This window comes from Enterovibrio calviensis DSM 14347 (genome assembly GCF_000621165.1).
Taxonomy (GTDB): Bacteria; Pseudomonadota; Gammaproteobacteria; order Enterobacterales; family Vibrionaceae; genus Enterovibrio; species Enterovibrio calviensis.
Map to the genome: position 1 here is coordinate 29385 of NZ_JHZA01000009.1, position 24929 is coordinate 54313.

Here is a 24929-nt window from a genome sequence, read left to right on the forward strand (position 1 = left end):
AAGCTCTTACCCCTTATTTTCCTGCCATTTAACAACACGCGTTCAATAACAAAAAGGGAAAGCCGAGGCTCTCCCTTTTTAAACCGAATATTTTCACTCAGTCTTCGAACTCAGTGAAGTCGTTTGGCTTCGTGCACATCGCGCACTTGTTCGAGTCGAGAGATCACTCGGCTCAGCACTTCTAAATCACTCAGTTCCAGATCGAAGTCCATGATCGACATGTTTTGCTTGTAGTCGACACGGCTTTGCATGCCTGCCACTTTCACTTTGTCATTGGTCAGTACGTTAGTTAGGTCTTTGATTAAACCGTTACGCTCTGACGCCAACACGCGAACCGTGATTTGGTAGTTACCCACAAATCCGCCGCCCCATACCGTATCGATAATACGTTCTGGTGCATGATGGCGAAGCTCAGATAATTGATCACAGTCCGAACGGTGAACCGAGATACCCCGCCCCTGCGTCACATAACCTTCAATCGCATCACCAGGGATCGGCTGACAGCAACGTGCAAGATGGGTCATCAGGTTATCAACCCCTTCAACCACCACCGCATCACGGCGAGGTTTTTTCGGCGCTGACGAGGTTTCGGCTTGTTCGAGTTTTTCGCGGAGCTGCTGGTCTTCTTGTGCCTTGGTCGGTTTATTGACCAAGGAATTGATGTAATTGACCACTTGGTTGATGCGCAAGTCGCCACTGCCAACACCGGCATACACTTCTTCCAAGCTGTTCATGTTGAAGCGTTTCATCGCCAGCGAGGCATCTTTGCTCACCGCGCCAATTTTCGCCAGTTCGGCATCGAGGATCTCTTTGCCCGCAATCATGTTCTTTTCACGTGATTGCTTGCGGAACCATGCATTGATTTTGGCGCGAGCACGGCCTGAATTGACGAAACCCAAGCTTGGATTTAGCCAGTCACGCGAAGGGTTCGGCTCTTTCTGGGTGATGATCTCGACTTGATCGCCCATTTGCAGGTGGTAAGTGAACGGCACAATGCGCCCTTCCACTTTGGTACCAATACAACGGTGACCCACTTCGGAGTGGATGTGGTAAGCGAAATCGAGCGGCGTAGCGCCGATAGGCAAATCGACCACATCACCTTTTGGTGTAAAGGCATAAACACGATCATCAAAGACTTGGCTACGAAGCTCATCGAGCATTTCACCCGAGTCAGACATCTCTTCTTGCCATGCCAACAGTTTGCGTAGCCAGGTGATTTTCTCATCGTAGCCACTGCGTCCGCCCGCGGATGCACCTTCTTTGTATTTCCAGTGCGCCGCTACGCCAAGCTCAGCATCATCATGCATTTGCTTGGTGCGGATTTGGATTTCAACGGTTTTCCCTTCAGGGCCGAGCACCACGGTGTGGATAGACTGATAACCATTGGGCTTCGGGTTGGCGACATAGTCGTCGAATTCTTTTGGAAGGTGGCGATATTTGGTATGCACCACACCCAATGCGGCGTAGCAATCTTGTAGTTGGTCAGCAATGATACGCACGGCACGTACATCAAAAAGCTCATCAAAATCGAGGCTCTTCTTCTGCATTTTCCGCCAGATGCTATAGATGTGCTTAGGGCGACCATACACCTGTGCATTGATGTTGGACGCGCCCATCGCCTGCTGCAAGTCAGTCACGAAGGTATCAATGTACTCTTCGCGATCGATACGGCGTTCTGCCAGTTGCTTGGCAATTTGCTTGTAGATGCCCGAATGCTGATAACGGAAGGTATAGTCTTCAATTTCCCATTTGAGCTGACCGATACCCAAGCGGTTAGCCAGTGGTGCGTAGATGTTTGCACATTCTTTCGCGACAGCCTGACGAACGTCATCTGGCTCATTTTTCACTTCACGCAGGTAGCTAATTCGCTCAGCCAACTTGATCACGACGCAGCGGAAATCATCAACCATCGAGAGCAACATGCGGCGCACATTATCCACTTGGGCTGCGGTGGCTTCTTCATTGTTGGAGTTCAAATGGCGAATCGACGCCATCTCTTGCACACCATCGACCAATTTGGCGATGTTGCTGCCGTAGCGTTCTTTCAGCGCTTCTTGTGTTAACAGGCCATCTTCCACTACAGGGAAAAGCAGCGCTGCGATCAAGGTTTCCTTGTCCATGCTAAGAGTGACAAGAATTTCAATCATCTCGCGGCCAAACCACAGAGATTGAGCCAGCGTTTGCTCATCGCCCAATGATTGGCAGTCATAGTAAGCGTCAATCAGTGCTTGTGAGACATCCGCATCTTGGGCTAGGCCATCTACCCAGCGTTCTAGCAAGAAATCTTTATTGTCATTTAGGTGCGCGCCACGAATTGCGACCATTTCACTGTCCTGTTTGTTCTAGTCCATATACACAAACCGCCTCGAGTGCCTGTTCCATGAACAAGGAAGAGGTTTGAGTATATAAACCAGCAACCCTCATGGTTGCTGGTATTCTGCCACCTAAGCCTTTTTGATGAACAACGCCATCGACTCTAAGTGCCCAGTGTGCGGAAACATGTCCAACATGCCCAATCTCGCTAAGGTGTATCCACGCTCTAGCAAGGCTTGGCTGTCTCTTGCTAAGGTTGCAGGGTTACACGAAACATACACAACACGCTCAGCCCCAGATTGTGCCACATAAGGCATAACCCCTAAAGCACCAGCACGTGCTGGATCGAGCAAAACTTTGCTATAGCGCTGTTTACCCCAATCACTGCCAGCAGCATCCAGCTCAAGGTTGGCATGATAGAAAGACGCATTGCCTAAGCCATTGCGCTTCGCGTTTTCGCTCGCTCGTTGCACCATGTCGTCCACGCCTTCAACGCCAACCACCGATGCCACTTGTGTTGCTATCGGCAGACTGAAGTTGCCTAGACCACAGAACAAATCAAGAATGTTATCGTCATCGCTCAGTGCCAACCAATCGAGCGCTTGCGCAATCATTTTCTGGTTGATATCGGCATTCACTTGAATGAAGTCTTGAGGTTCAAACGCCAACGTCAAGGTATCTAGCGAGTAATGCGGTGACTCGCCACTGAGTCGCTCTGCGTCAGCATCGGCTTGTTGCACATACAAAATCAACGCTTGTTCGTCTGCGAACTGCTTGAGGCTCGCCACGTCTTCATCATGCAAAGGCTTCACCGCACGAACAAACAGGACGCGTCCGGCATCCGAGCCCACCAGCTCGATGTGCCCAATAATGCGTCGACCACGCAGACCATCCAATAGGGCATAAACCTTTGGAAGCAGCGAATCGAGATCGGTATCCAATACCGGGCAATGCGTTACGGTGACAATGTCTTTTGAGCTTCGTTGACGGAAGCCCATTTCGAGTTTTCCATCTTTGCTAATTTTTACGCTCAAGCGCACACGACGGCGATAGCCCAAATCCTCTGAGCGCACTGGCGCATCTTGCGTTAAATCCGCAGCAGCGAATTTTTTCATCAATTGAGAAAGCGTTTCTTGCTTTGCTTCGATCTGAGCGTCATGCGCTAAGTGCTGCAAGTTGCAGCCTCCGCATCGGCCATAATGCTGACAAAATGGCTTCACACGTTCAGCGCTTGGCTTGCTCACTTTGATCAATTTGGCGCGCGCAAACTGTCGCTTATCTTCCGTCACCTGCACCACGACATCTTCGCCCGGTAGCGCGCCAGCAATAAACACCGGCTTTTTGCCGTCAAAGGCTACGCCATCGCCTTGGTGATCAAGACGCTCAACGCTCATCGCCTTGTGTTTGGTATCGAGACTTTTTTTCTGCGGCTTAAAAAAACGCGCCATGTTGGTATTCCAATGTCGGCCGTCATCACTTTTTCTCCGTGATCACAGCAGTGAATCATATATTGGCGAACAGCGTGTTGTGATAACCTGCTGAATTCTCGCCGACAGCTTTGGTGTACAGCCGAACCAAGGATTAGAATGTAACCCTAGGTACGTCGTGAATTAGGTACGTCATGAAAATGGCGGCAATTCTCCCACAGAACAAACAGCATGACCAAATACGGACTTCGCGCCAGAGTAATTACCCTTACCATTGCACCGACTCTGATCATCGGCATTTTACTGAGTGCCTATTTTATCAAAAACCGCTATCAAGAGCTGGAACAGCAATTGAGCGTGGCGGGTCAGGCAATCATAGAGCCACTAGCAATTGCTAGTGAAATCGGCCTTTCTAACGAAAGCCGTGAAAACGTGCGTCGTCTCATCGGCCACACTCACCGGCAGCACAGTCAATATATTCGAAGTATCGCGGTATTTTCGGGCAAGAATGACCTCTTCGTCACCTCGAACTACCACCGCAACCTCGATTTAATGGCCGTCCCTGATGGTCAGCCCATCCCCGATCGCTTGGAAATAAGCCGACTGCAAGACACTTTGCTGTTACGTGCGCCTATTCGCGCCATCGGCAATTTCAATAACGCGCTGGCACCTGAAATGCCCATCGGCTACATCACGATGGAAATGGATTTGTCCACGGTGAAGCTCAAGCAGTATCAGGAAATCATTTCCGCCAGTGTGGTGCTCATTCTCGGCGTTATTCTATCGGGATTTTTCGCCTATCGCTTGTTGCTTGATGTCGAAACGCCAATAAAGCAAATGATCAATATGATCGACAGAATCCGTCGAGGGCATCTCGATGTTCGGATTGAAGGCAAATTATTGGGTGAGCTTGATACCTTGAAGAACGGTATCAATGCCATGGCAATCTCTTTGTCTGAATACCATTTGGAGATGCAACAGAGCATCGATCAGGCAACATCAGATTTGCGTGAAACGCTCGAACAACTTGAAATTCAAAACGTTGAATTGGATATCGCCAAGAAAAACGCGCAAGAAGCCGCACGCGTTAAATCCGAATTTCTCGCCAACATGTCTCATGAGCTGCGTACGCCGCTCAATGGTGTTATCGGCTTTACTCGCCAAATGCTCAAAACACAATTGAGTAGCAGTCAGCGCGATTACCTCCAAACCATCGAGAAATCAGCCAACAACTTGCTGACCATTATCAACGATATTCTCGACTTCTCGAAGCTAGAAGCGGGCAAATTGTTGTTGGAGAATATTCCATTTGATTTCGAAGACTCACTGGAAGAAGTCATGCGCTTGCTTGCGCCAATGGCGCACGAGAAAGGCTTGGAGCTAAACCTTCGCATTGACCCTCGCATTCCTTCAGGGGTGATTGGCGATCCCCTTCGGATTCAGCAAGTACTCACTAACTTGATTGGTAACGCCACCAAGTTTACCGAACGCGGTCATATTCGTATCAGCGTTGAACTCAAGCAACAGCGTGACGAGCAATTAGAACTGCAGTTCGTGATTCGAGATTCTGGCATCGGTATCTCCGAACGCCAGCAAGCTCAACTTTTCCAAGCATTCCGACAAGCGGATGCAAGTATCAGCCGTCGTTATGGCGGGACGGGGCTTGGCCTTGTGATCACCCAAAATCTTGTGAATCAAATGGGTGGCGACATTGGTTTTAGTAGCCGATTACATCAAGGTTCTACCTTCTGGTTTACTTTGTCGCTAATGAAAACCGACTTACCGTTGGTGCAACCTGTCGATGATCAGGCGCTTGCAGGAAGTTCGCTAATTTTGGTTGAGAGCGACCTTGAAAGTCGTCAGATCACCAGCGAGAAACTCGCTCAATTTGGCTTGAGCATTCGAAGCGTTGATGAACTGCCTGAACATTCCGATCCCGTCTCTTGTGTGATGATCTGCATTAACGCCGATGCAGTGCCCGAGCCTGATGCCTTGATTTCGCAAGCCTCTCGCGCAAAAACATTCAGTGACAAAGTGGTATTTTGCTTGCCCACGACCGAGCTCGCGCTGTCAGAACATCTCTTAAATGCGGGTGTCGATGCGTGCCTTCCTAAACCATTGTCAGTGCGTAAGCTGGTGGAACTTTTGCAAGGTGAACCACAAAGACCCAAAGCCCTGCCCGCCGTGGTTCAAACACATGTAAACAAACTGCCAATGACTGTCATGGCAGTGGATGATAACCCTGCGAACCTCAAGCTCATCGCTGCACTATTAAAAGAGCGCGTGACCAACGTGGTAACCGCGCATGATGGTAAGCACGCCGTCGAGCGAGCGCATTCGCAACGCTTTGACCTGATATTGATGGACATTCAAATGCCAGAAATGGATGGGGTAACAGCGTGTCAGGAAATTCGTCGTTCGCCTCTGAATCACCAAACACCCGTTATTGCCGTCACCGCGCATGCGATGGCAGGAGAGCGTGAGCGCTTGCTCGGTGAAGGAATGGATGACTACCTCACCAAGCCAATTGAAGAACATATTCTCGAACAAGTCCTGCACCATTGGACTCACCCACAATCTGGAGATGTGCCTTCCTACAGTCCATTGACCCATACTAATGCGGTTAGCTCATCGCTCAGTGTTGATTGGTCACAAGCTATGAAGCAAGCATCTGGCAAAGAGGCATTGGCGAAAGAAATGCTGCAAATGCTGGTGCGCTCATTTGATGAAGTGGAAGACAAAGTGAACCTGGCACTGGACGGCGATTCCATTGAACTCTGGCCTGTCATTCACAAGCTGCATGGCAGTTGCGCCTACAGCGGCGTACCTCGACTTAAAAACCTGTGCCATGAGCTAGAAACTCAGTACAAGCAAGGGGCTAACAACGAAGACCTTGAGCCGGAATTGTGCGAATTGCTTGATGAAATACGTAACATTCGGGAGCAGTCGCCACACTATCTCAACGATACGGCGTGATCATGTCGAGACAATAAAAAACGGCAGAGACGTTGCTCGTCTCTGCCGTTTTTTTATCTGCCCAACAAGCCTCAGGAATGGGATTGCACTTTGGCTAAGTTAACCGTCAGGCAAAAATACTAAGGCGCACAAATACTGGCCAACGCATTCAAACGTCGAACAGGTTCTTTCACGTACGGGTTATCTTGATCCCACGCATACCCTGCAAGAATCGAGCAAATCATCTGCTTAACCTTGGTATCAGGCCTCGGGTAGAAAATTACGTCTTGAAGTGTTCCCGTATACCAGCCTTCCACATAACAACGGAACGTATCAATTCCCTTTAAGAGAGGCTGTTCATAGTCAGCGGCCCAATCAACGTCTTCGCCGGCCAATTGGCGAGCTAACACTTCCGTGGCCAATTCCGCGGACTTCATAGCAATGGTCACGCCAGAAGAAAACACCGGATCAAGAAACTCTCCTGCGTTACCTAGTAAGGCAAATTTGTTGGTAGCCAGTGTTGATACATTGGCCGAATATCCACCAATTTGACCTGATGGATTCGGGTACTCAGCGTTCGCAAGTAACACCGCCAATCGTGGCTCCTCCGCAGCAAGCTGACGAATGGCCTCGATGTGATTGTCTGGGTAGCGCTCAAAAAACGCAGGTTCGCCAACAATTCCAAAGGAACATGTACCATTACTAAATGGGATCAGCCAGTACCACACATCGTGATGCTCAGGATGAACTGAGATGAGAATTTTATCTCTGTCATATTGAGAGTCTTCAATATTATCAACGATATGGGTAAAAATCGCCTGACGAGGAGGTAAGCATGAAGGGGTTTCAAGTTCTAATAGACGCGGTAGCACGCGTCCAAAGCCACTGGCATCAAGAATAAAATCCGCGGCCAATGTATAAGCATCGCCATTTTGATTTTTCACAATCAGCCGAGGTTTATCGCCATCCAACTCAACCGATTCAATCTCATGTTGATAGCGAATGGTGACGCCTTGACGCTCGGCGTCATCGGCAAGCACTTTATCAAACTGACCGCGCTGAACTTGGAAGGTCGTACCTATCCCGATGGAAAATTTGTCTGTGAAGTCAAAATTGACATAGCGTCCGCGATGGCTAAACGCCGCACCATTTTTAAACTGAAAGCCGGCTTGATTAACGGCATCAAGCATTCCCGCGGCTCGTATCGATTCCATGCAAGCAGGTAACAGACTTTCACCGATAGAGAAGCGTGGAAACGTGGCTTTCTCAAGCACTAGCACGTCAATGCCTTTTTGATTTAACAAAGCGGCGGCAATTGCCCCTGATGGCCCAGCACCAATAATTGCAACCTGAGTCGTTTCCATCTTCAAACAGTATCTCCTTTCAATATTCACAGAGCGTGGCGGTATTATGAATCTTGGCGAGCGCTTAGTGTCAACAAGGTATGCCCAAGACCGATATTATCCGTTTGCTCGACCACCTCAAAACCTGCTTCCTCAACAATTTGAAGGAATTCATTACAGCGGTAAAAACGACTGTTGCCGTTTGCCAAGCACGTAAAATATAGCGAAGTCGCATTCAAACTGTACGACGCGGCTTCATATTTTTGCGCATCCCAAAACAGTTCAAGAATATACACTACCGCATCCGGTGCCATGGCTTGTCTGACTCGACGAAGAATACTCAGAATTTCCATCGGCGAAAAACAATCAAGGAATTGGCTCATCCACCACACATCCGCCCCTTGTGGCAGCGCCAGTGAGGTGTTCAGTGCATCAAAAGGATGACCATGAATACGGTCTTCAAACCCTTGCTGCTTGGCGTTTTCTAGCGCCATGTTAATTTGCTTCGGCAAATCAATGATGGTGACGTCGACGTTCTCGTCATAGTGACAGCACTGCATCGCCCATTTGCCGGTATTGCCACCAATATCGAAAATTTTCTTCGGCGAACGTGCGAACACTTTTTTAAGCAGCAGCGGGAAAGAACGATCAGAGTAGAAGTGATCAAACTGGAACCAACTCTCCTTGGCCTTTTCAGGCAACTCAGACAAGCCTTCGTAAATCGTGCTCCACTCACCCAGCTCTTTCAATCCAGCAGGCTTACCTTCTTTGATGGCATCCGTAAGGTGAGCCATTGCGGCATAACAAACGTCTGCCGTGAAATCCATATTGGCGCGCGTCATGCCATCATGCAGCACAAAATGGCCAATATTCGCGAGTCGATAATGTGGTTCGTGCCAAGTCACCAACTTTGCACATAACGCCATGTCGAGCAGCACTTTAACGCCGTACTCAGACACCCCCGTGAGCTCAGAGAGACGCACTGCATCTAAGCCTTCAGTACCTGCATCATCCAGTGTTTTCAAAATACCAAGGTCACGTAACGTTCTGGCGGTATGAAAAACAATTGGCGCAAAAGCAAGCTTTTGCGCCTCGGTCTTAGCATCAAATGCGCTAATGGTATCCACATCAAAGGTGTTCAAATTAAACCTACTACTTAACATCAGTTACTTTTGAGATGCAGACAGCATTGAAAGCTTTTTACGAATGTCTACATCTAGGTTGTTGATCCAGCGATTGTAATTACGGTGAATCTTGCCATCGCTGTATTTTAAGTTGTCAGAGTCGACATAGTGAATGGAATACACCTTGTCGCTGTAATTCACGTCAATGACCGCGCTGTGAGAGCGTACAAATAATTCGCCGCGGATAACGCCAGGCTCAATCTCCGTCATCACCCATCCACGGTTTGACCCAGACTCAATAATGGCTTGCTTCACCGTCGCCGTTGGCAGGTTATACGCGATAGGGGCGTTTTCAACATTTCTGATCGGTTGCACTCGACCACAACCAACTAACAAGACAGATAAAGTAAGTAAAACCAGATATTTTTTAATTTTCACGACACACTCCTTGTTATTTCACAGGTGGGTTGATTACCTATACCGAAGATTACGATATGATCATGTATTACAACATTGATCGAAGCGTAAGAATATTGATCAATGACATAATCAACGACGTTATAGCACCTCCCATGAGTAGTATTCAATTCAATCTGCAACGACTAAATGCACTGTCACCAGGCCTTGAAAACACTGAGGCGTGGGAGAATTGGTGTCGGCAAAACCACGCTTGGCCAGAGGACGCGCCTGCACCTAGAGCAGACGCCATTCCCGCCATGATGAAGCGTAGAATGAGTCCAATCAGCAAGTTAGCGGTGCAAGTTGCCACAGAGCTTTCTCGCGATGAGCACATCGATTTTGTTGTGTTTTCAAGCCGTCATGGCGAACTGCAACGCACGGTGGCGCTGTTAAAAGACATCCAGTTGGGTGAGCCAGCTTCTCCGACAGCGTTCTCGCAATCGGTTCACAATACGGCTGCCGGCTTGTTTACCATCGCCACCAAAACTCCGGTGCCTGCAACGTCATTAGCAGCAGGAGAAGATACGTTTCACTGTGCCTTGACGGAAGCGGCGATTTATCTCAGCGAGCATCCCGATCATCGTGTACTGGTGATCGACTTTGATGCCCCTTTACCCGCACCGTATGATGAGTTTGAACAGCAAACGTTTCAGCCTTATGCATTGGGTTTGTTACTTACGAAAGGTGACGACATTCGCATTGAGCGACACCCAATGAGTGATGTTAACGGCGGCGGGATTCAAGAAAATGCCTTGCCACAAGGGCTTGCTTTCTACTCGCAGTGGCTAAATAGCGAAGCCCGTTTTTATATTGACAGTGCACGCCAATCTTGGCGCTGGAACATCGAGCGGGTAGAAAAATGATCATAGTCGTCAGCAAAGGATGGCGGGTTTTTGCTACCGGTTTTTGCTTCAGCCTGTTTGGGCTTGGCGCATTGTTGCTGACATTCCTCGTTTTTCCGGTGATGACCTTTACCGCAAAAGATCATCAAGACAGGGAAAGGCGAGTTCAACGGATCATCCAAAAAACCTTCTTGTTGTTTTGTTTGATCATGAAATACACCGGTGCGATCAATTTTCGTATTACGGGTGCAGAAAAGCTGAAGGAAGACAGAAACTGCCTGATCCTCGCCAACCACCCGAGCTTGATCGATTACGTACTCATCGCATCGCAATTACCGCAGTGTGATTGCTTGGTGAAATCGGCCATATGGCATAACCCCTTCATGAAGGGCATCGTCAAAGCCGCAGGTTATATCCCCAATAACAGCCCTGACGATCTTTTCTCACGTTGCAGTGAACGCCTCGGTAACGGCAACGTGTTGCTCATTTTCCCTGAAGGGACGCGCACCACGCCCAATGAGCGGGCAGAGTTGCAACGTGGCGCTTCACAAATTGCCGTAAGAACACAAACAGATATCCGCATCATTCATATCACCGTCACCCCCAGTTTTCTCACAAAAGAAAAGAAATGGTATCAAGTTCCAGACACGAGACCCTTTTTTCATGTGGAGGTGAAAGGTAAGATAGTCGCGAGTGAATTCACAGATTGTGATGTAACGGAAGCGACACTTGCTCGTCGGCTAAATAAAACGCTGGCATCGGCACTATTTCCAAACACTGACAATTCCAAACATCAACACTCAACATAAGAAGGCTATGGTGAATACACTACATAACGAGCTAAAAACGTTGATCATCGAGGCATTGAACCTTGAAGATCTAACTATTGACGATATTGAAACCGATGCTCCTCTCTTCGGAGAAGGACTTGGGCTTGATTCTATTGATGCCCTAGAGCTTGGGCTAGCCATTAAAAAAGCGTACAACGTGGTACTGGATGCTGATGACAGCAACACCCGCGAGCATTTTGCTTCTGTCGCTAACTTGGCTACGTTCATCTCTGCCAACAAAGCGTAAGTAAATAAATGACAGAAGTAAGCAAAACCCAAGTATTTGAACAGGTACGTGATGCTCTTGTTGAGCTGTTTGAGCTTGACCCAGCGGACATCACGCTAGAAACCCACCTGTACCAAGAACTTGATTTAGACAGTATTGATGCGGTTGATTTGGTTGTTCATCTGCAAAACCTCACAGGTAAAAAAATCAAACCTGAAGAGTTTAAATCAGTACGCACAGTACAAGATGTTGTTGATTCCGTAGTTAATCTGCTTTCTGAAGCCCAATGAGGCTACTTACCGTTTTAGCGGGCTTGCTGTTACTTGCCTATCCGCTAGCGGTATACACAGGACTATCAAACTTCGGGATGGCTCCCCTCGCACTTGTGCTCGTCATCCTTTTTGGGTTTCGCATCGCTTCTGGTCATTTAGCCAATCGTGGACCATTGAAACACCTCGCAGTCGTCACTGGCGCAATCGGTATTGTGCTCGTGTCTCTTGGGTATCTGTTTCGACAACACGATTGGCTATTGTTTTACCCGGTTGCCGTCAATAGCGTCATGCTGACAGCGTTTGCCTATAGTCTGACTCAATCTCAATCCATGATTGAACGACTCGCACGGTTGCAAGATCCCGACCTCCCACCTTCCGGTGTGCGTTATACCCGTAACGTCACCAAAATTTGGTGTGTGTTTTTTCTGGTGAATGGCAGCATTGCGTTAGCAACCTGTTTTATGCCCCTGACATCTTGGACACTCTACAACGGCTTATTAAGCTATGTTGCGGCAGGCGTTTTGTTCGGCATTGAGTTTGTGGTCAGAAAAAGGGTTCAGGCATCCTAATGTCTCTCATTCCTCTCGCACATTTGCTGGCGTGTGAACGTCCGCATGATCAACCTGTTGCGTTCAGTGATAATCACACGACAACATGGGCACAGTTTCAACATGACGTGTCATCACTTTCTGCGTATTTCGACGCCAAAGAAGAACAACGTTGGGCCTTGGCATTCGGTGACAGTTATCTGTTTGCGACCGCCTTTCTCGCGCTATGTCACGCACGGAAAAACATTGTGTTGCCCGGAAACCTCCAGCCCGGTGCGCTCAATGAACTGCGTCCGCATTTCGATGCCATTGTGCATGATGAACGTATTAAACTGCTCGCAAACACCCCTGCTATTTCTCTTCCAAACGCAGAGATAAACGCGCAAGCGAAAACGACATGCCCAACTCCGTTCGATAACGTCACGCTGACCTTGTTTACGTCAGGTTCAAGTTCGACGCCGAAGGCCATCGTGAAACAGCTCAGTCAACTCCAAGCAGAACTCAACCAACTTGAGTTTCAATGGGGAGGCACACTGTCGAACACACGCGTTCAAAGCACGGTGTCCCACCAGCACATTTACGGCTTGTTGTTCCGCGTTCTTTGGCCGTTAAGTGCAGGCCGCGCCTTCTCATGCAGTGATTTGGTTTACCCTGAACAAGTCACCGCCGCCGCGCAATCCGATGCCGTGTTAATCAGCAGCCCGGCGCTGCTAAAACGCTTGGAAGGCCAATGCAAACACGGCGAGTACCGTGCGGTATTTTCGTCCGGCGGTCCGCTTCCTTTTGATGCGGCAACGCACAGTGAGCAGTTACTCGGTCAACGCCCTGTCGAGGTCTATGGCAGCACAGAAACCGGCGGTATTGGCTTTAGACAACAAACCCTTTCGACTCAGCCGTGGCACTTGTTTGATGACATTCGCGCCGAACTGGATGAGCACGGCTGTCTGCGCTTGCTGTCTCCCTACATTGATGCCAATGCGTGGTACCAAACTGCTGATCTTTGCGACCTCATCAACCACACGCAGTTCGTGCTAAAAGGCCGCGCAGATCGCGTCATAAAATTGGAAGAAAAGCGCGTTTCATTATCTGAGATAGAACAACGACTTTGCGAAAATGCGTGGATTTCAGATGCCGCTTCTTTGGTTTTGTCACTTGATGAACGTCAAGTTGTCGCCGCAGTCGTGGTATTATCTCCCGAAGGACAACAGAAGGTTGCCGACGTTGGGAAAGGAAAATTCCAGCTAGCACTGAGACAACAACTTCGGGATTGGTTAGAGCCGATTGCGATTCCGCGCCAACTCCGATTTGTTGATGCAATACCGCAAAACAGTCAGGGAAAACGACAGCAACAGGTGATTGAATCTTTATTTTCACCCGCATCGTCGACGAACGAGTAACAGGTAAATCATGCAAAGAAAACCCACTTTACTCAATACAACATTGGGTGAGAACAGCGCCACATTAACCTTGAAAGTGGACGCAAGCCTTGAAGACTTCAAAGGCCACTTTCCTGTGTTCGCACTTCTCCCTGGCGTGACTCAAATTGATCTGGCGATGCGCTACGCGCGCGATACCCTTGGCGTGAATGGCACTTTTGGCGGCATGGAAGTGATCAAATTCCAAGATCCAATTTTGCCCGATGCCATCGTCGACCTGACACTCACGTGGCATCCAGACAAAGAAAAGCTGCACTTCAGTTATCAATCCGGAAGCACTGCGCACTCATCAGGCCGAGTGATCCTTCGTCAGGCACAATGAGTGATTAACGTCGTATGAGTAGTTATCGACCCTGTTTTCTGATCCCTTGTTACAACCATGGCAACACGGTGCACGGCGTTGTTCAGCAGTTGATGCCCTTTGGCTTTGACGTATTGCTAGTGGATGACGGCAGCAATGCTAATACCAAAGCTGCCCTCGCCGACGCTGCCCTTTCACCGAACGTCACCTTGCTGACATTGGAAGAAAACCAAGGCAAAGGCGGCGCGGTAATGGCAGGGCTGAAAGAAGCGCAGAGGCTGGGTTACTCCCATGCGATTCAAATCGATGCCGATGGTCAGCACGACACGCAGGCATTACCCGAACTAATCCAAACCTCGGAAGATAACCCGAACGCCTTGGTCTCTGGTAAACCCATTTATGATGCGTCCATTCCGGCCTCTCGCCGCTATGGCCGATACATCACGCATTTCTGGGTGATGTTAGAAACCCTCTCCACATCCGTAAAAGACACCATGTGTGGTTTTCGTGCCTATCCATTAGCGCAAACGCTGGCGGTCATCGACGGGGCAGCCATTGGCACACGCATGGATTTCGACATTGAGATCATGGTTCGCCTTTACTGGAACGACACTGACATCTTGTTTGTCGATACACGGGTGATTTACCCGGAAGACGGTATCTCGCATTTTGATGCGTTGAAAGACAACGTACGCATCAGCAAAATGCACAGCAAATTGTTCTTCTCGATGTTTCCTAAAATCCCGCATTTGCTCAGCAGAAAGCGCCGAAAAGCCAAACATTGGTCAACGCAAAAAGAACGTGGCACCATCCTTGGCATTAAAATTCTGTTGGGATCTTACCGCTTATTAGGGCGCGGATTTTTCAGTCTGCTGTTGCGCGTCGTCATGGCGTATTACTGGCTAACGGGCAAATCTGCGAAGCGCGCATCTGAGCAATATTTAGCACGACTGAATGCCTACGGCGCAGAGCAAAGCATCACGTTCCCTGAAAAGATGACATCGTATAAGCACTTGTTATCCTTCGGAGAAACCATGCTCGATAAACTCGCGGCATGGCAAGGTGACTTCGACGAGAGCAATTTAACTATAAGTGGCGCGGAACATTTTCATGACTCAGTGTCGCAAGGCAAAGGTGCAGTGTTATTAGGCTCGCATCTGGGAAATATTGAACTGTGTAGAGCGTTGAGCCGTCGACACACTGGTGTGAAAATAAACGCCTTGGTGTTTACTGAACATGCAGTTCAATTTAATTCGGTAATGGAAGCTGTTAACCCAGACTCCGCCGTGAACCTGATTCAAGTTACCAGCCTTGGCCCTGACACCGCGATCATGTTGCAACAAAAAATCGATCAAGGGGAATGGATAGTCATTGTTGGAGACCGGACATCAGTGACCCGTGAAGGGCGCGTAGTGATGGCCGATTTTCTTGGTCAACCAGCGCCATTTCCACAAGGTCCATTTGTGCTCGCGTCGGTGTTGAAAGCCCCCGTATTTCTGCTGTTTGGCCTCAGAGCCGAAAGCGAAAGTGGTCCGCACTTCAACGTCTACTTCGAACCTTTTCATGACCCGATTGTACTGCCTCGCGGAAAGCGAGAAGAAGCACTTCAAGACGTAGTACAACAATACGCTTCGCGTTTGGAGCACTACACCCTTTTAGCACCACTCCAATGGTATAACTTTTTCAATTTCTGGCAGTTAGCGGGTAAAAATAATGAATAAGATTTCTGACAACCCTATTGTGTTTGGGGATGATCAGCTCACCATCGAGTCTGTTGTCGCCATCGCGAATGGTCAACAGGCTGCGTTGAACAGCTCTCCTGAATTCAGCGCGCGCATAGACCGCGGCACCAAATTCTTAGAGCGCTTGTTGAAAGAAGAAGGCGTGATTTATGGCGTTACCACAGGGTACGGGGATTCTTGTACCGTGGCGATTCCACCTTCTCTTGTCGATGAACTTCCCCTTCACCTCACCCGTTTCCACGGTTGCGGACTAGGGCAAAACCTAAACCATGCTCAAAGCCGAGCAGTATTGGCGACGCGCCTGAACTCCTTAACCCAAGGCGTATCTGGCGTGAGCATGGAATTGCTCAACCAGCTCACGACCTTGATCAATCACGACATCTCACCACGCATTCCACAAGAAGGTTCGGTGGGCGCAAGTGGCGACCTTACGCCGCTTTCTTATGTTGCAGCGACCCTTATCGGCGAACGTGAAGTGATTTACAAAGGTGAAATTCGCCCAACGGCGGAAGTATTTGCTGAGCTTCGCATTAAGCCCATCAAACTCAAGCCAAAAGAAGGCTTGGCGATGATGAATGGCACGTCAGTCATGACAGCGCTCGCGTGTCTTGCGTTCAAACGAGCTGAATACCTGACTCAGCTTTCAACGCGCATTACCGCCATGGTGTCGTTGGCAATGCAAGGTAACGACTTCCACTTTGACGAAGCCTTGTTTGCAGTAAAACCTCACCCAGGTCAGCAACAAATTGCCGCTTGGCTGCGTGATGATCTACAAGCTGATCGTCCACCACGAAACAGCGATCGTCTGCAAGACCGCTACTCGCTACGCTGTGCGCCACACGTTATCGGTGTTCTTCAAGATACCTTGCCGTGGCTGCGCCAAATGATCGAAAACGAGCTAAACAGCGCGAACGATAATCCCATCATTGATGGCGACAACGAGCGCGTATTACACGGCGGACACTTCTACGGTGGCCACATTGCCATGGCCATGGACACACTGAAAACCGCCGTAGCGAACATCGCTGATCTGCTTGATCGACAAATGGCACAATTGATGGACTACAAGTTCAACAACGGACTGCCATTTAACCTGACAGGCGCAGAAGGTGAGAGAAAGCCAATTAACCATGGCTTTAAAGCCGTACAAATCGGCATTTCAGCATGGACAGCGGAAGCGTTGAAAAACACCATGCCTGCCAGTGTCTTTTCACGCTCTACCGAATGTCATAACCAAGATAAGGTCAGCATGGGTACCATCGCATCGCGCGATTGTCTTCGTGTATTGGAATTGACCGAGCAAGTGACTGCCGCCAGTTTGCTGGCTGCGACACAAGCGCTTGAAATTCGCATTCGTAAAGGCGAGCTCAACATGAATCACTTCAGCCCAGCACTTCGTCAAATGATGAAAAACGTGCAAAGTGATTTTGATTTTGTTGTTGAAGACCGCCCGTTGGAGCAGGATCTGCGTCGTTTTATCGACCGTATCCAGCATCAAGGTTGGGAGCTTTACTAGTATGCCAGAAGCCACTTTACAGGCTGAGGTTACTCTTAGGACGGCGTTTCAGGATGCCGATCCTATGGGTGTGATCTACCACGGAAACTACTTCCGCTTTTTCGAAGAAGCCCGTCGCGCCATGATGGAACAGCTCGATTATAGCTACATGGCGATGAAAGAGTCTGGCTACATGTGGCCAATCATTGATGCGGCAGTACGTTACGTAAAGCCCATCAAGTTTGACCAATCCATCATCGTGACTGCCAAACTCACCGAGTGGGAAAACCGCCTTCGCACCGATTACGTGATTTACGATGCAGCCACACGCAAACGCCTCACCAAAGGCCACACCATTCAAGTGGCAGTAAGCATCGACACGGAAGAGATGTGCTTTGTCTCTCCGACTGTCTTTACCCAAAAACTCGAGGCGTACCTGAGTGCTCAATAAATGCCGCTGTTTGCTTTCCGCGTTATTGCTGTTTGTGTGCGCCTTTCCGGTGCACGCATTAACCCTGTCTGATTTGCAAACCCGCCTTTCAGCACATGACATCACGCGCGGTAACTTTACCCAAACGCGTCATCTCGCCATGTTAGACATGCCGTTGGTATCCCAAGGTGCGTTCCTATTAAGCCAAGCGGATGGCCTATTGTGGCAACAAATAACACCCTTCCCATTGTCCTTGGTGTTAACGGGGCAAACCCTCACTCAGCGTATTCCGGGACAAGCAGACAACATCGTCAATGCCGATGACAATCCGATGGTGTTCTATTTCAGCCGTTTGTTTTTGTCTTTGTTCCAAGGTGATACTGACGCACTGGCCGCACAGTTTGATTTGCAGCTAACCGGCACCACAGAAAGGTGGGCATTGGTATTAACCCCAAAACAAACGCCACTGTCTCAGGTATTTAAAGAAATCACGCTTCAAGGTGCAGATCATATCGATATGTTGACCTTGCACGAAGTCAGAGGCGATCATTCCGAGATTCACTTTACCCGCGTGACCTTCACCCCCTCGAGCCTAACAGAAGAAGAACAACGTGAATTTGGTGACTAAAGCAACTGGCTGGTTACTTGTTCTTGTTTTGCTCTTCGCAACCTCACTTTGGCGCCAGCCTAGTGACTTGCCGATGTTGGACACTGATGTCCTCAACCTTCTGCCTAAAAATCAGCAAGACCCATTGGCGCAAAAGGCATTCCAACAAGCGGCAGAGAACATTGAAGATCAAGTTGTTGTTCTTGTCGGTCATGCGTCGCCAAGTATTGCCATTGATGCCACCAAAGCACTCGCCAATCAACTAACACAGCTTCCTTTGTTTGATAGCGTTACCGCAGAGATTTCTGACGATGAACAAGCGGCATGGGGCACTGTCTTTGCGCCTGCCAAAGCACAACTGCTGACGACAGAGCAACGTCAAAGGCTCACTGACAACCCCGCTGCACAAACAGCGCATGTCATTCAATCCATCTACAACCCCTTTTCAGGCGTGACCGGAGCCGAGCTCTCGCACGATCCTTTCTTATTGTTCCGCGATTTCTTGTTACACCTCGGTGCGCAAAACAGCCGTTTTACGTTAAAAGACAATGTGCTCACAACCCAGTTTGAAGGCAAGACTTACACGCTGCTGCGAGCAAACCTGTCAGGCAGCGCTTACAGTGTGCCAATGCAAGAACAGCTCGCGGATTTGTATCAGGCAGAAGCGCAGCTGAAAACGCAGTACGGTGTGGATGTTCTGCATACTGGTGCGGTGTTCTACGCGGCCTTTGGCGCAGAGAGTGCTCGGTCAGAAATCAGCACCATTGGTATTGGCTCCATGGTGGGCATTTTGCTCTTGGTGTTGTTTGTTTATCGCAGTGTGTTGCCCGTCAACCTTGCGCTGCTTTCCATTGGTTCTGGGGTTATAACCGCCTTTTCCGTCAGCTTGTTAGTCTTTGGGCAAATTCACTTGTTCAGTCTGGTCATTGGTGCCAGTTTGATCGGTGTTTCCATCGATTATTCATTCCACTTCTTAACCGAAAGAATGGCAATGAGTGACAAGTGGAACGCTAAAGAAGGTTGGCGCGCGGTCGCCGTTCCTATCACGTTTGGCCTCGCCTCAACGTTAATTGCCTACCTGAGCATGTTTGCTGCGCCTTTCCCCGGCCTTCAACAACTTGCGGTGTTCTCAGCAGCAGGCCTCATTGGTGCTTACCTCAGCGTGATGTGCTGGTATCCCTTACTTGCGGCTAAGCCTGCGAAAAAAAGAACACTGCCATGGCAATGCGCAGCGGCGTGGTGTCTCGCACCTTGGCAAAACACTTCATGGCAACGGGGCGCAATGTGCATTGCACTGGGTATTGGCGCGCTCGGCCTATGGTATGCCGATTACGATGACAACATTCAGCAGTTGCAGTCACTGCCACCCTCACTGAAACAACAAGAACAACGCATTCAAGATATAGCAGGGCTTGGAAGCAGCCAGCCTATGTTGCTGGTGCGAGGCGATAGCGAACAAGCCGTGCTCACCTCGCTCAGTGCATTAACGCCCTCTCTTGATGCGCTTAAAGCCTTTGGTGACATCCGTGGTTATCAAACCCTCTCGGATTATGTGCCGCCGTTATCGGTGCAAAAAGACAACTATCAACGCGTTGAAGCACTTTACGCTACTCAAGGTGAGACGCTGGCAACGCAACTCGGATTGGCAGAGATACCGACTCTCCAACAGGCTTTTACGCCATTCACACTGCGCGACTTTTTACAGTCGCCGAGTGGCCGTGAGTTTCAGCCGCTTTGGCTCGGGGACATTGACGATCAGTTCGCGGCACTTGTGCTGCTTCAAGACGTTTCCTCTCCCGCCAACGTGAAGGCCGCCATTGCCCATCAACCTCATGTTACTTGGCTAAACAAAGCCGAGGAAGTGTCGCGTCTGTTTGGCGATTACCGTCAACGTATCAGCGTGCTCATTGGGTTGTCGTGCATCGTCATTCTTATCGTACTTAGCCTTCGCTTTGGCGTGAAAAACGCGTGTCGAATTCTCATCGCCCCTGTGTTAGCCGCAGGTGTTGGCTTGGCCGCAGGTGCATTGAGCAGCGTGCCAATGAATCTGTTTAACTTGCTGGCTTTGTTCCTCGTGATGGGCATCGGCATTGATTACGCCCTCTTCTTTGCCGAGCAGAAAGACAGCCTGCGGGCGTGGGTAGCAAACACCTTAGCAGCGCTTACTACCTTGCTCGCGTTTGGCCTGCTTTCACTCAGTAACACAGAAGCGATTCATAGCTTTGGCATTACGGTGCTCGTTGGCATCAGTGCGGCTTGGTTTCTTTCCCCCATCGCGATTCGCACGAGCGATAAGGTTCATTCCCAATGATCAAACGATTTACGCTTCTCATCGCCCTGTCCATAAGCCTTATGGGCTGCTCCTCGCTTTTAGGTTCCCCGGAACCTAAAAGCCGTGTTGCGTTGGCAAAAGGTGTGTCTGTCACCCTGCCTACACCAGCAGAATTCGGTGGCAGAGTGAGTGTAAGTCAGCTCATTAACGCGGATTGGGAAGGTGAAGCGCATACGCTTCCTGTGCATTTAGAAATCACCCCTGAACGCGTGGTGTTAGTCGGGTTCTCAGCATGGGGAACACGTTTGATTACGGCCACGTATGAGAATGGTCGACTCGAAGAAGATGCGCTTGCAGGCCTTGGCATTGTGCTGCCAGACAGCCGACAAATATTGATGAACTTGATGATTGCACTCTGGCCTGTCGAAGCGTGGGCACCGCATCTCAAGCCCATCAATTGGACGCTAATTGAACAAGATGAGCATCGCATCTTGCGTGATGAGAGCGGCGAAACCGTGATTGAAATACAGTATGATGAGCCCTTCAAGTTGGGGACGGTGCCAGCCTTCATCCAATACGAACACAAGCAACAACATTATCGCATTACGATTAAAACCCTGAGCCCGAACGGACGCTAAATTCAACACCAAGGCGGTAAACATCATGACTCCCGTTTACATACATGCCTGCGGTGCGCATTCCGCACTTGGCAGCACTCTCGATGAGATTCATTCCAGCTTAAAAAGTGGCATTAGCCCAGGCATGTCCGGCGAGCGCTTTCGGTTAAACGATGACACCATGGTGACCGTCGGCCGCGCAGTCGGAGAGCTTCCCTCATTGGAAAGCGCGCCTTCACATCACCAGACACGCAACAACCAACTGGCACTCTCTGCGTTGTTGCCATTGTCTGATGCCGTTAACGACGCCAAGTCACAGTTCAGCCCAGATCGTATCGCAGTGGTGTTAGGTTCAAGTACCTCAGGCATTTCAGAGGGCGAGCGCGCGTTAAAACATCACATTGATCAGGGGGAATTCCCAAAAACTTACCATTACCACCAGCAAGAACTCGGTAACCTATCAGACTTCGTCAGTGACTATTTTGGTCTAACGGGGTTGCGCTATACGGTATCAACCGCGTGCTCTTCCAGTGGCCGTGTTTTTCTGACTGCCAAGCGTTTATTAAAAGCAGGGCTTGCCGATGCAGTGATAGTGGGCGGCGCTGATAGCTTGTGTGCATTAACAGTCAACGGCTTCCACGGACTTGACTCTGTGTCGCCCGAACTTTGTAACCCGTTTGGTGAAAATCGAAACGGCATTAACATCGGCGAAGCAGCGGCATTTATGCTTCTCTCGCTTGAGAAGCCTTCCGCGCTAGCGCCTGATCAACCTGCTATTGCTTTGCTTGGTGCGGGTGACAGTTCAGATGCACACCATATTTCTGCGCCTCACCCCGAAGGCGATGGCGCTGAACGCGCGATGCGAAAAGCACTGGATGATGCGCGTCTCACCGCGAGCGACATTGGCTATGTGAATGCGCACGGTACGTCTACGCCATTGAACGATGCGATGGAATCCAAGGCGATTTTACGCACATTGGGTGAACAAGTCCCTGTCAGTTCAACAAAGCCGCTGACGGGACATACATTAGGCGCAGCCAGTGCCATTGAAGCCAGTATTTGCTGGCACGTATTGAAGCACGCACTACCGTTGCCCGTCTCACTGCATCAACAAGCGCATGCAAAGGATGTTGCGCCGATTCGATTGGCTCAACTCGGCGATGCCTTGGAAAAACCGACCATTTTGAGCAACTCCTTTGCGTTTGGCGGTAACAATATCAGCCTGATTTTTGGACACGTATGAAAACAGTACCTCATGTGAATGATTTGCTTCCTCATGAAGCACCGATGATCTTGATCGACGACATGATCGATGTGGGTGAAAAACACATTCACTGCCGCGTTACCTCAAAAGAGAGCAACCTCTTTTTTGACCAAGAGATAAAGGCAATTCCAGGTTGGGTCGGCATTGAGTTAATGGCCCAAACCATTGCAGCGTGGTCCGGGTATCACGCATGGCATGAAGGTGGCGAACCGCCTGTCGGCTTCTTACTCGGCAGTCGTCGCTACAACACTGAAACCAGCGTATTTCCTGCAGGGCAAGTGTTAGACATTCGTGCCGATCATATGATGGAAAGCAATGGCATGGCCGTTTTTGCTTGCCGAATTGAACATGACGGCGTTGAACTTGCCACCGCGCAGCTCAACGCATTTGTACCGCCAAAAGAAAAACTCGAACAGATGATGAACAGGGATACCCAATGAACAGAGATGTGCTTGTAACGGGTGCCAGCAAAGGCATCGGTAAAGCGATTGCGCTGCAACTCGCGAAAGATGGGTTTTCTGTGGTGGTGCACTATGGCCGAGATAAAGCTGGCGCAGAAGAAACACTTGCCGCCATTCAGGCTGAAAATGGACAAGGTCGCCTCATCAGTTTTGATATCAGCGACCGTGAACAATGCCGCGAAACCTTAGAGACGGATATTGCTGAACACGGCGGCTATTACGGCGTCGTGAACAACGCGGGCGTTACCGCCGATACCGCATTCCCCGCCATGACGGCAGAAGAGTGGGATGGCGTGGTTCATACCAATTTAGACAGTTTCTACAATGTGCTGCACCCTTGCATCATGCCAATGCTTCAACGCCGCAGAGGGGGACGCATTGTCACCATGGCGTCTGTTTCAGGTATGATGGGCAACCGCGGTCAAACCAACTATAGCGCAGCGAAAGCAGGCATTATCGGCGCAACGAAAGCACTGGCCTTAGAACTGGCTAAACGAAAAGTCACGGTTAACTGCGTCGCTCCCGGTTTGATCGATACAGGCATGATTGACGAGCATGTTAAAGAACACGCGTTGCCACAGGTTCCTTTGCGCCGCATGGGCGAACCTGAAGAAGTCGCGGGTCTTGTCAGCTACCTGATGTCAGACATCGCAGGGTATGTCACTCGACAAGTTATTTCAGTCAATGGAGGCCTCATATGAATCGCAGAGTTGTTGTCACTGGTATGTCCGGTGTCACTGCGTTTGGTAACAACTGGCAAGACGTTAGCGCGAAGCTTGATGAGCTTAAAAATGCGGTACGTTACATGCCAGATTACGAACAGTATGACGGACTAAACACCAAACTCGCCGCGCCGATCGACGAGTTCGCAGTCCCTTCTCATTACAGCCGCAAACAACTTCGCGGCATGGGCAGGGTCTCTAAACTTTCCACCGTGGCGACAGAAAACGCCTTGCTGCAAAGTGGGTTGATTGGCAGCAACACGCTTACCGATGGTCGTACCGGCATCGCCTACGGCTCGTCTACAGGCAGTACGCCAGCTATCGGTGCCTTTGGTGTGATGCTGAATGACAAAACCACCAAAGCCATTACCGCGACCACCTATGTGCAAATGATGCCACACACCACGGCGGTTAACGTCGGCTTGTTCTTTGGCTTAAAAGGCCGCGTTATTCCAACCAGCAGCGCCTGTACGTCAGGCAGCCAAGCCATCGGCTATGCGTTTGAAGCCATTAAACACGGCTATCAAACGGCCATGGTTGCTGGTGGTGCAGAAGAGCTTTGCCCAACAGAATCTGCTGTGTTCGATACCTTATTCGCGACAAGCTTGAGAAACGATACCCCTGAAACGTCACCGCGCCCGTACGACAAAGACCGTGATGGCCTTGTGATCGGCGAAGGTGCAGGTACCTTGGTACTGGAAGAATACGAGCATGCGGTTGCCCGTGGCGCAACGATTTTGGCCGAATTGGTGGGCTTTGCCAGCAACTGCGATGCTGCCCACGTGACACAGCCTAAAATGGAAACCATGCAAATTTGCATGGAAATGGCACTGCAAAATGCAGGCTTAACGCCCTCTCAAATTGGCTATGTGTCTGCGCACGGCACGGCAACTGAAAAAGGCGATATCGCAGAATCTCAAGCGACCTCAAACGTGTTTGGCAACCAAATGCCAATCAGTTCGATGAAAAGCTACTTTGGCCATACGCTCGGCGCATGTGGCGCGATTGAAGCATGGCTTGCTATCGAGATGATGAATGAAGGCCGTTTTAGCCCGACGCTGAATCTGGAAAACATCGACCCAGCCTGTGGCGATCTTGATTACATCCGAGGTGAGAGCCGTTATATTGATTGCGACTACATCATGAGCAATAACTTTGCGTTTGGTGGTGTGAACACCTCCCTCATCTTTAAGCGTTTTCAGGCGTAAACGCCACACTGAACAACGGCGGCGTTCAGCGCGCT

The 24929-nt window shown here is 49.7% G+C and carries 23 protein-coding genes; 18 read left to right on the plus strand and 5 right to left on the minus strand.

The window, feature by feature from the left end:
• Positions 1–110 precede the first annotated feature (110 nt).
• A complete protein-coding gene (gene relA, locus Q365_RS0108620; RefSeq protein WP_028022961.1) occupies positions 111–2324 on the minus strand; it encodes a GTP diphosphokinase in 2214 nt (737 codons plus the stop codon).
• Positions 2325–2444: 120 nt separating this feature from the next.
• On the minus strand, positions 2445–3761 hold the full coding sequence (rlmD, locus tag Q365_RS0108625; protein ID WP_028022962.1) for a 23S rRNA (uracil(1939)-C(5))-methyltransferase RlmD: 1317 nt from the start codon (positions 3759–3761) through the stop codon (positions 2445–2447).
• A 210-nt stretch (positions 3762–3971) separates the two neighbouring features.
• On the opposite strand from rlmD, the gene barA reads away from it, so the two are divergent.
• Positions 3972–6716: a two-component sensor histidine kinase BarA gene (gene barA / locus Q365_RS0108630; RefSeq protein ID WP_028022963.1), complete on the plus strand. Its 2745-nt coding sequence runs from the start codon at positions 3972–3974 to the stop codon at positions 6714–6716.
• Between the two features lie 119 nt (positions 6717–6835).
• Here the strand turns inward: barA and Q365_RS0108635 are convergent, their stop codons facing one another.
• Genes Q365_RS0108635 through Q365_RS0108645 form a run of 3 tightly spaced genes read right to left on the minus strand, consistent with a single transcriptional unit; the run spans position 6836 to position 9600 of the window.
• Complete coding sequence (locus tag Q365_RS0108635) at positions 6836–8065, minus strand: NAD(P)/FAD-dependent oxidoreductase (RefSeq protein WP_028022964.1); 1230 nt, start codon at positions 8063–8065, stop codon at positions 6836–6838.
• Between the two features lie 38 nt (positions 8066–8103).
• Entirely contained in the window at positions 8104–9180 is a 1077-nt protein-coding gene (locus Q365_RS0108640; protein ID WP_028022965.1) for a methyltransferase, read from the minus strand.
• Between the two features lie 24 nt (positions 9181–9204).
• Positions 9205–9600, minus strand: coding sequence for a hypothetical protein (locus Q365_RS0108645; protein ID WP_028022966.1), 396 nt, complete (start codon positions 9598–9600; stop codon positions 9205–9207).
• A 56-nt stretch (positions 9601–9656) separates the two neighbouring features.
• On the opposite strand from Q365_RS0108645, the gene Q365_RS0108650 reads away from it, so the two are divergent.
• Genes Q365_RS0108650 through Q365_RS0108730 form a run of 17 tightly spaced genes read left to right on the plus strand, consistent with a single transcriptional unit; the run spans position 9657 to position 24894 of the window.
• Complete coding sequence (locus Q365_RS0108650; RefSeq protein ID WP_035024709.1) at positions 9657–10484, plus strand: beta-ketoacyl synthase chain length factor; 828 nt, start codon at positions 9657–9659, stop codon at positions 10482–10484.
• Complete coding sequence (locus Q365_RS0108655; protein ID WP_028022968.1) at positions 10481–11272, plus strand: lysophospholipid acyltransferase family protein; 792 nt, start codon at positions 10481–10483, stop codon at positions 11270–11272. The genes Q365_RS0108650 and Q365_RS0108655 overlap by 4 nt, the downstream gene beginning before the upstream one ends.
• A gap of 10 nt (positions 11273–11282) precedes the next feature.
• Positions 11283–11540, plus strand: a complete 258-nt coding sequence (locus Q365_RS0108660) for a phosphopantetheine-binding protein (RefSeq protein ID WP_181163560.1) — start codon at positions 11283–11285, stop codon at positions 11538–11540.
• An 8-nt stretch (positions 11541–11548) separates the two neighbouring features.
• Positions 11549–11809: an acyl carrier protein gene (locus Q365_RS0108665; RefSeq protein WP_028022969.1), complete on the plus strand. Its 261-nt coding sequence runs from the start codon at positions 11549–11551 to the stop codon at positions 11807–11809.
• Complete coding sequence (locus Q365_RS0108670) at positions 11806–12360, plus strand: COG4648 family protein (RefSeq protein ID WP_028022970.1); 555 nt, start codon at positions 11806–11808, stop codon at positions 12358–12360. Before Q365_RS0108665 ends, Q365_RS0108670 begins: the two co-directional genes overlap by 4 nt.
• The gene (locus tag Q365_RS0108675; protein ID WP_028022971.1) at positions 12360–13736 is read left to right on the plus strand and encodes an AMP-binding protein; all 1377 of its coding nucleotides are present in this window, start codon (positions 12360–12362) and stop codon (positions 13734–13736) included. Before Q365_RS0108670 ends, Q365_RS0108675 begins: the two co-directional genes overlap by 1 nt.
• Positions 13737–13746: 10 nt before the next feature.
• A complete protein-coding gene (locus tag Q365_RS0108680; RefSeq protein WP_035024712.1) occupies positions 13747–14097 on the plus strand; it encodes an ApeI family dehydratase in 351 nt (116 codons plus the stop codon).
• Positions 14098–14111: 14 nt separating this feature from the next.
• A complete protein-coding gene (locus tag Q365_RS0108685; RefSeq protein WP_028022973.1) occupies positions 14112–15797 on the plus strand; it encodes a glycosyltransferase family 2 protein in 1686 nt (561 codons plus the stop codon).
• Positions 15790–17334 carry an HAL/PAL/TAL family ammonia-lyase gene (locus Q365_RS0108690; RefSeq protein ID WP_028022974.1) on the plus strand — a complete coding sequence of 515 codons (1545 nt, stop codon included), beginning with the start codon at positions 15790–15792 and terminating at the stop codon, positions 17332–17334. The genes Q365_RS0108685 and Q365_RS0108690 overlap by 8 nt, the downstream gene beginning before the upstream one ends.
• A gap of 1 nt (position 17335) precedes the next feature.
• Entirely contained in the window at positions 17336–17764 is a 429-nt protein-coding gene (locus Q365_RS0108695; protein ID WP_028022975.1) for an acyl-CoA thioesterase, read from the plus strand.
• A complete protein-coding gene (locus tag Q365_RS0108700; RefSeq protein WP_028022976.1) occupies positions 17754–18371 on the plus strand; it encodes a LolA family protein in 618 nt (205 codons plus the stop codon). The genes Q365_RS0108695 and Q365_RS0108700 overlap by 11 nt, the downstream gene beginning before the upstream one ends.
• Positions 18355–20661, plus strand: coding sequence for an MMPL family transporter (locus Q365_RS0108705; RefSeq protein WP_245621528.1), 2307 nt, complete (start codon positions 18355–18357; stop codon positions 20659–20661). The genes Q365_RS0108700 and Q365_RS0108705 overlap by 17 nt, the downstream gene beginning before the upstream one ends.
• Positions 20658–21260 (plus strand): DUF3261 domain-containing protein, encoded by a 603-nt coding sequence (locus tag Q365_RS0108710; RefSeq protein ID WP_028022978.1) that lies wholly within the window; start codon positions 20658–20660, stop codon positions 21258–21260. Before Q365_RS0108705 ends, Q365_RS0108710 begins: the two co-directional genes overlap by 4 nt.
• A gap of 25 nt (positions 21261–21285) precedes the next feature.
• Positions 21286–22482 carry a beta-ketoacyl-[acyl-carrier-protein] synthase family protein gene (locus tag Q365_RS0108715; protein ID WP_028022979.1) on the plus strand — a complete coding sequence of 399 codons (1197 nt, stop codon included), beginning with the start codon at positions 21286–21288 and terminating at the stop codon, positions 22480–22482.
• The gene (locus tag Q365_RS0108720; RefSeq protein ID WP_028022980.1) at positions 22479–22943 is read left to right on the plus strand and encodes a hotdog family protein; all 465 of its coding nucleotides are present in this window, start codon (positions 22479–22481) and stop codon (positions 22941–22943) included. Before Q365_RS0108715 ends, Q365_RS0108720 begins: the two co-directional genes overlap by 4 nt.
• Positions 22940–23665 carry a 3-ketoacyl-ACP reductase FabG2 gene (locus tag Q365_RS0108725; RefSeq protein ID WP_028022981.1) on the plus strand — a complete coding sequence of 242 codons (726 nt, stop codon included), beginning with the start codon at positions 22940–22942 and terminating at the stop codon, positions 23663–23665. Before Q365_RS0108720 ends, Q365_RS0108725 begins: the two co-directional genes overlap by 4 nt.
• Positions 23662–24894, plus strand: coding sequence for a beta-ketoacyl-ACP synthase (locus tag Q365_RS0108730; protein ID WP_028022982.1), 1233 nt, complete (start codon positions 23662–23664; stop codon positions 24892–24894). The genes Q365_RS0108725 and Q365_RS0108730 overlap by 4 nt, the downstream gene beginning before the upstream one ends.
• Positions 24895–24929: the final 35 nt, after the last annotated feature.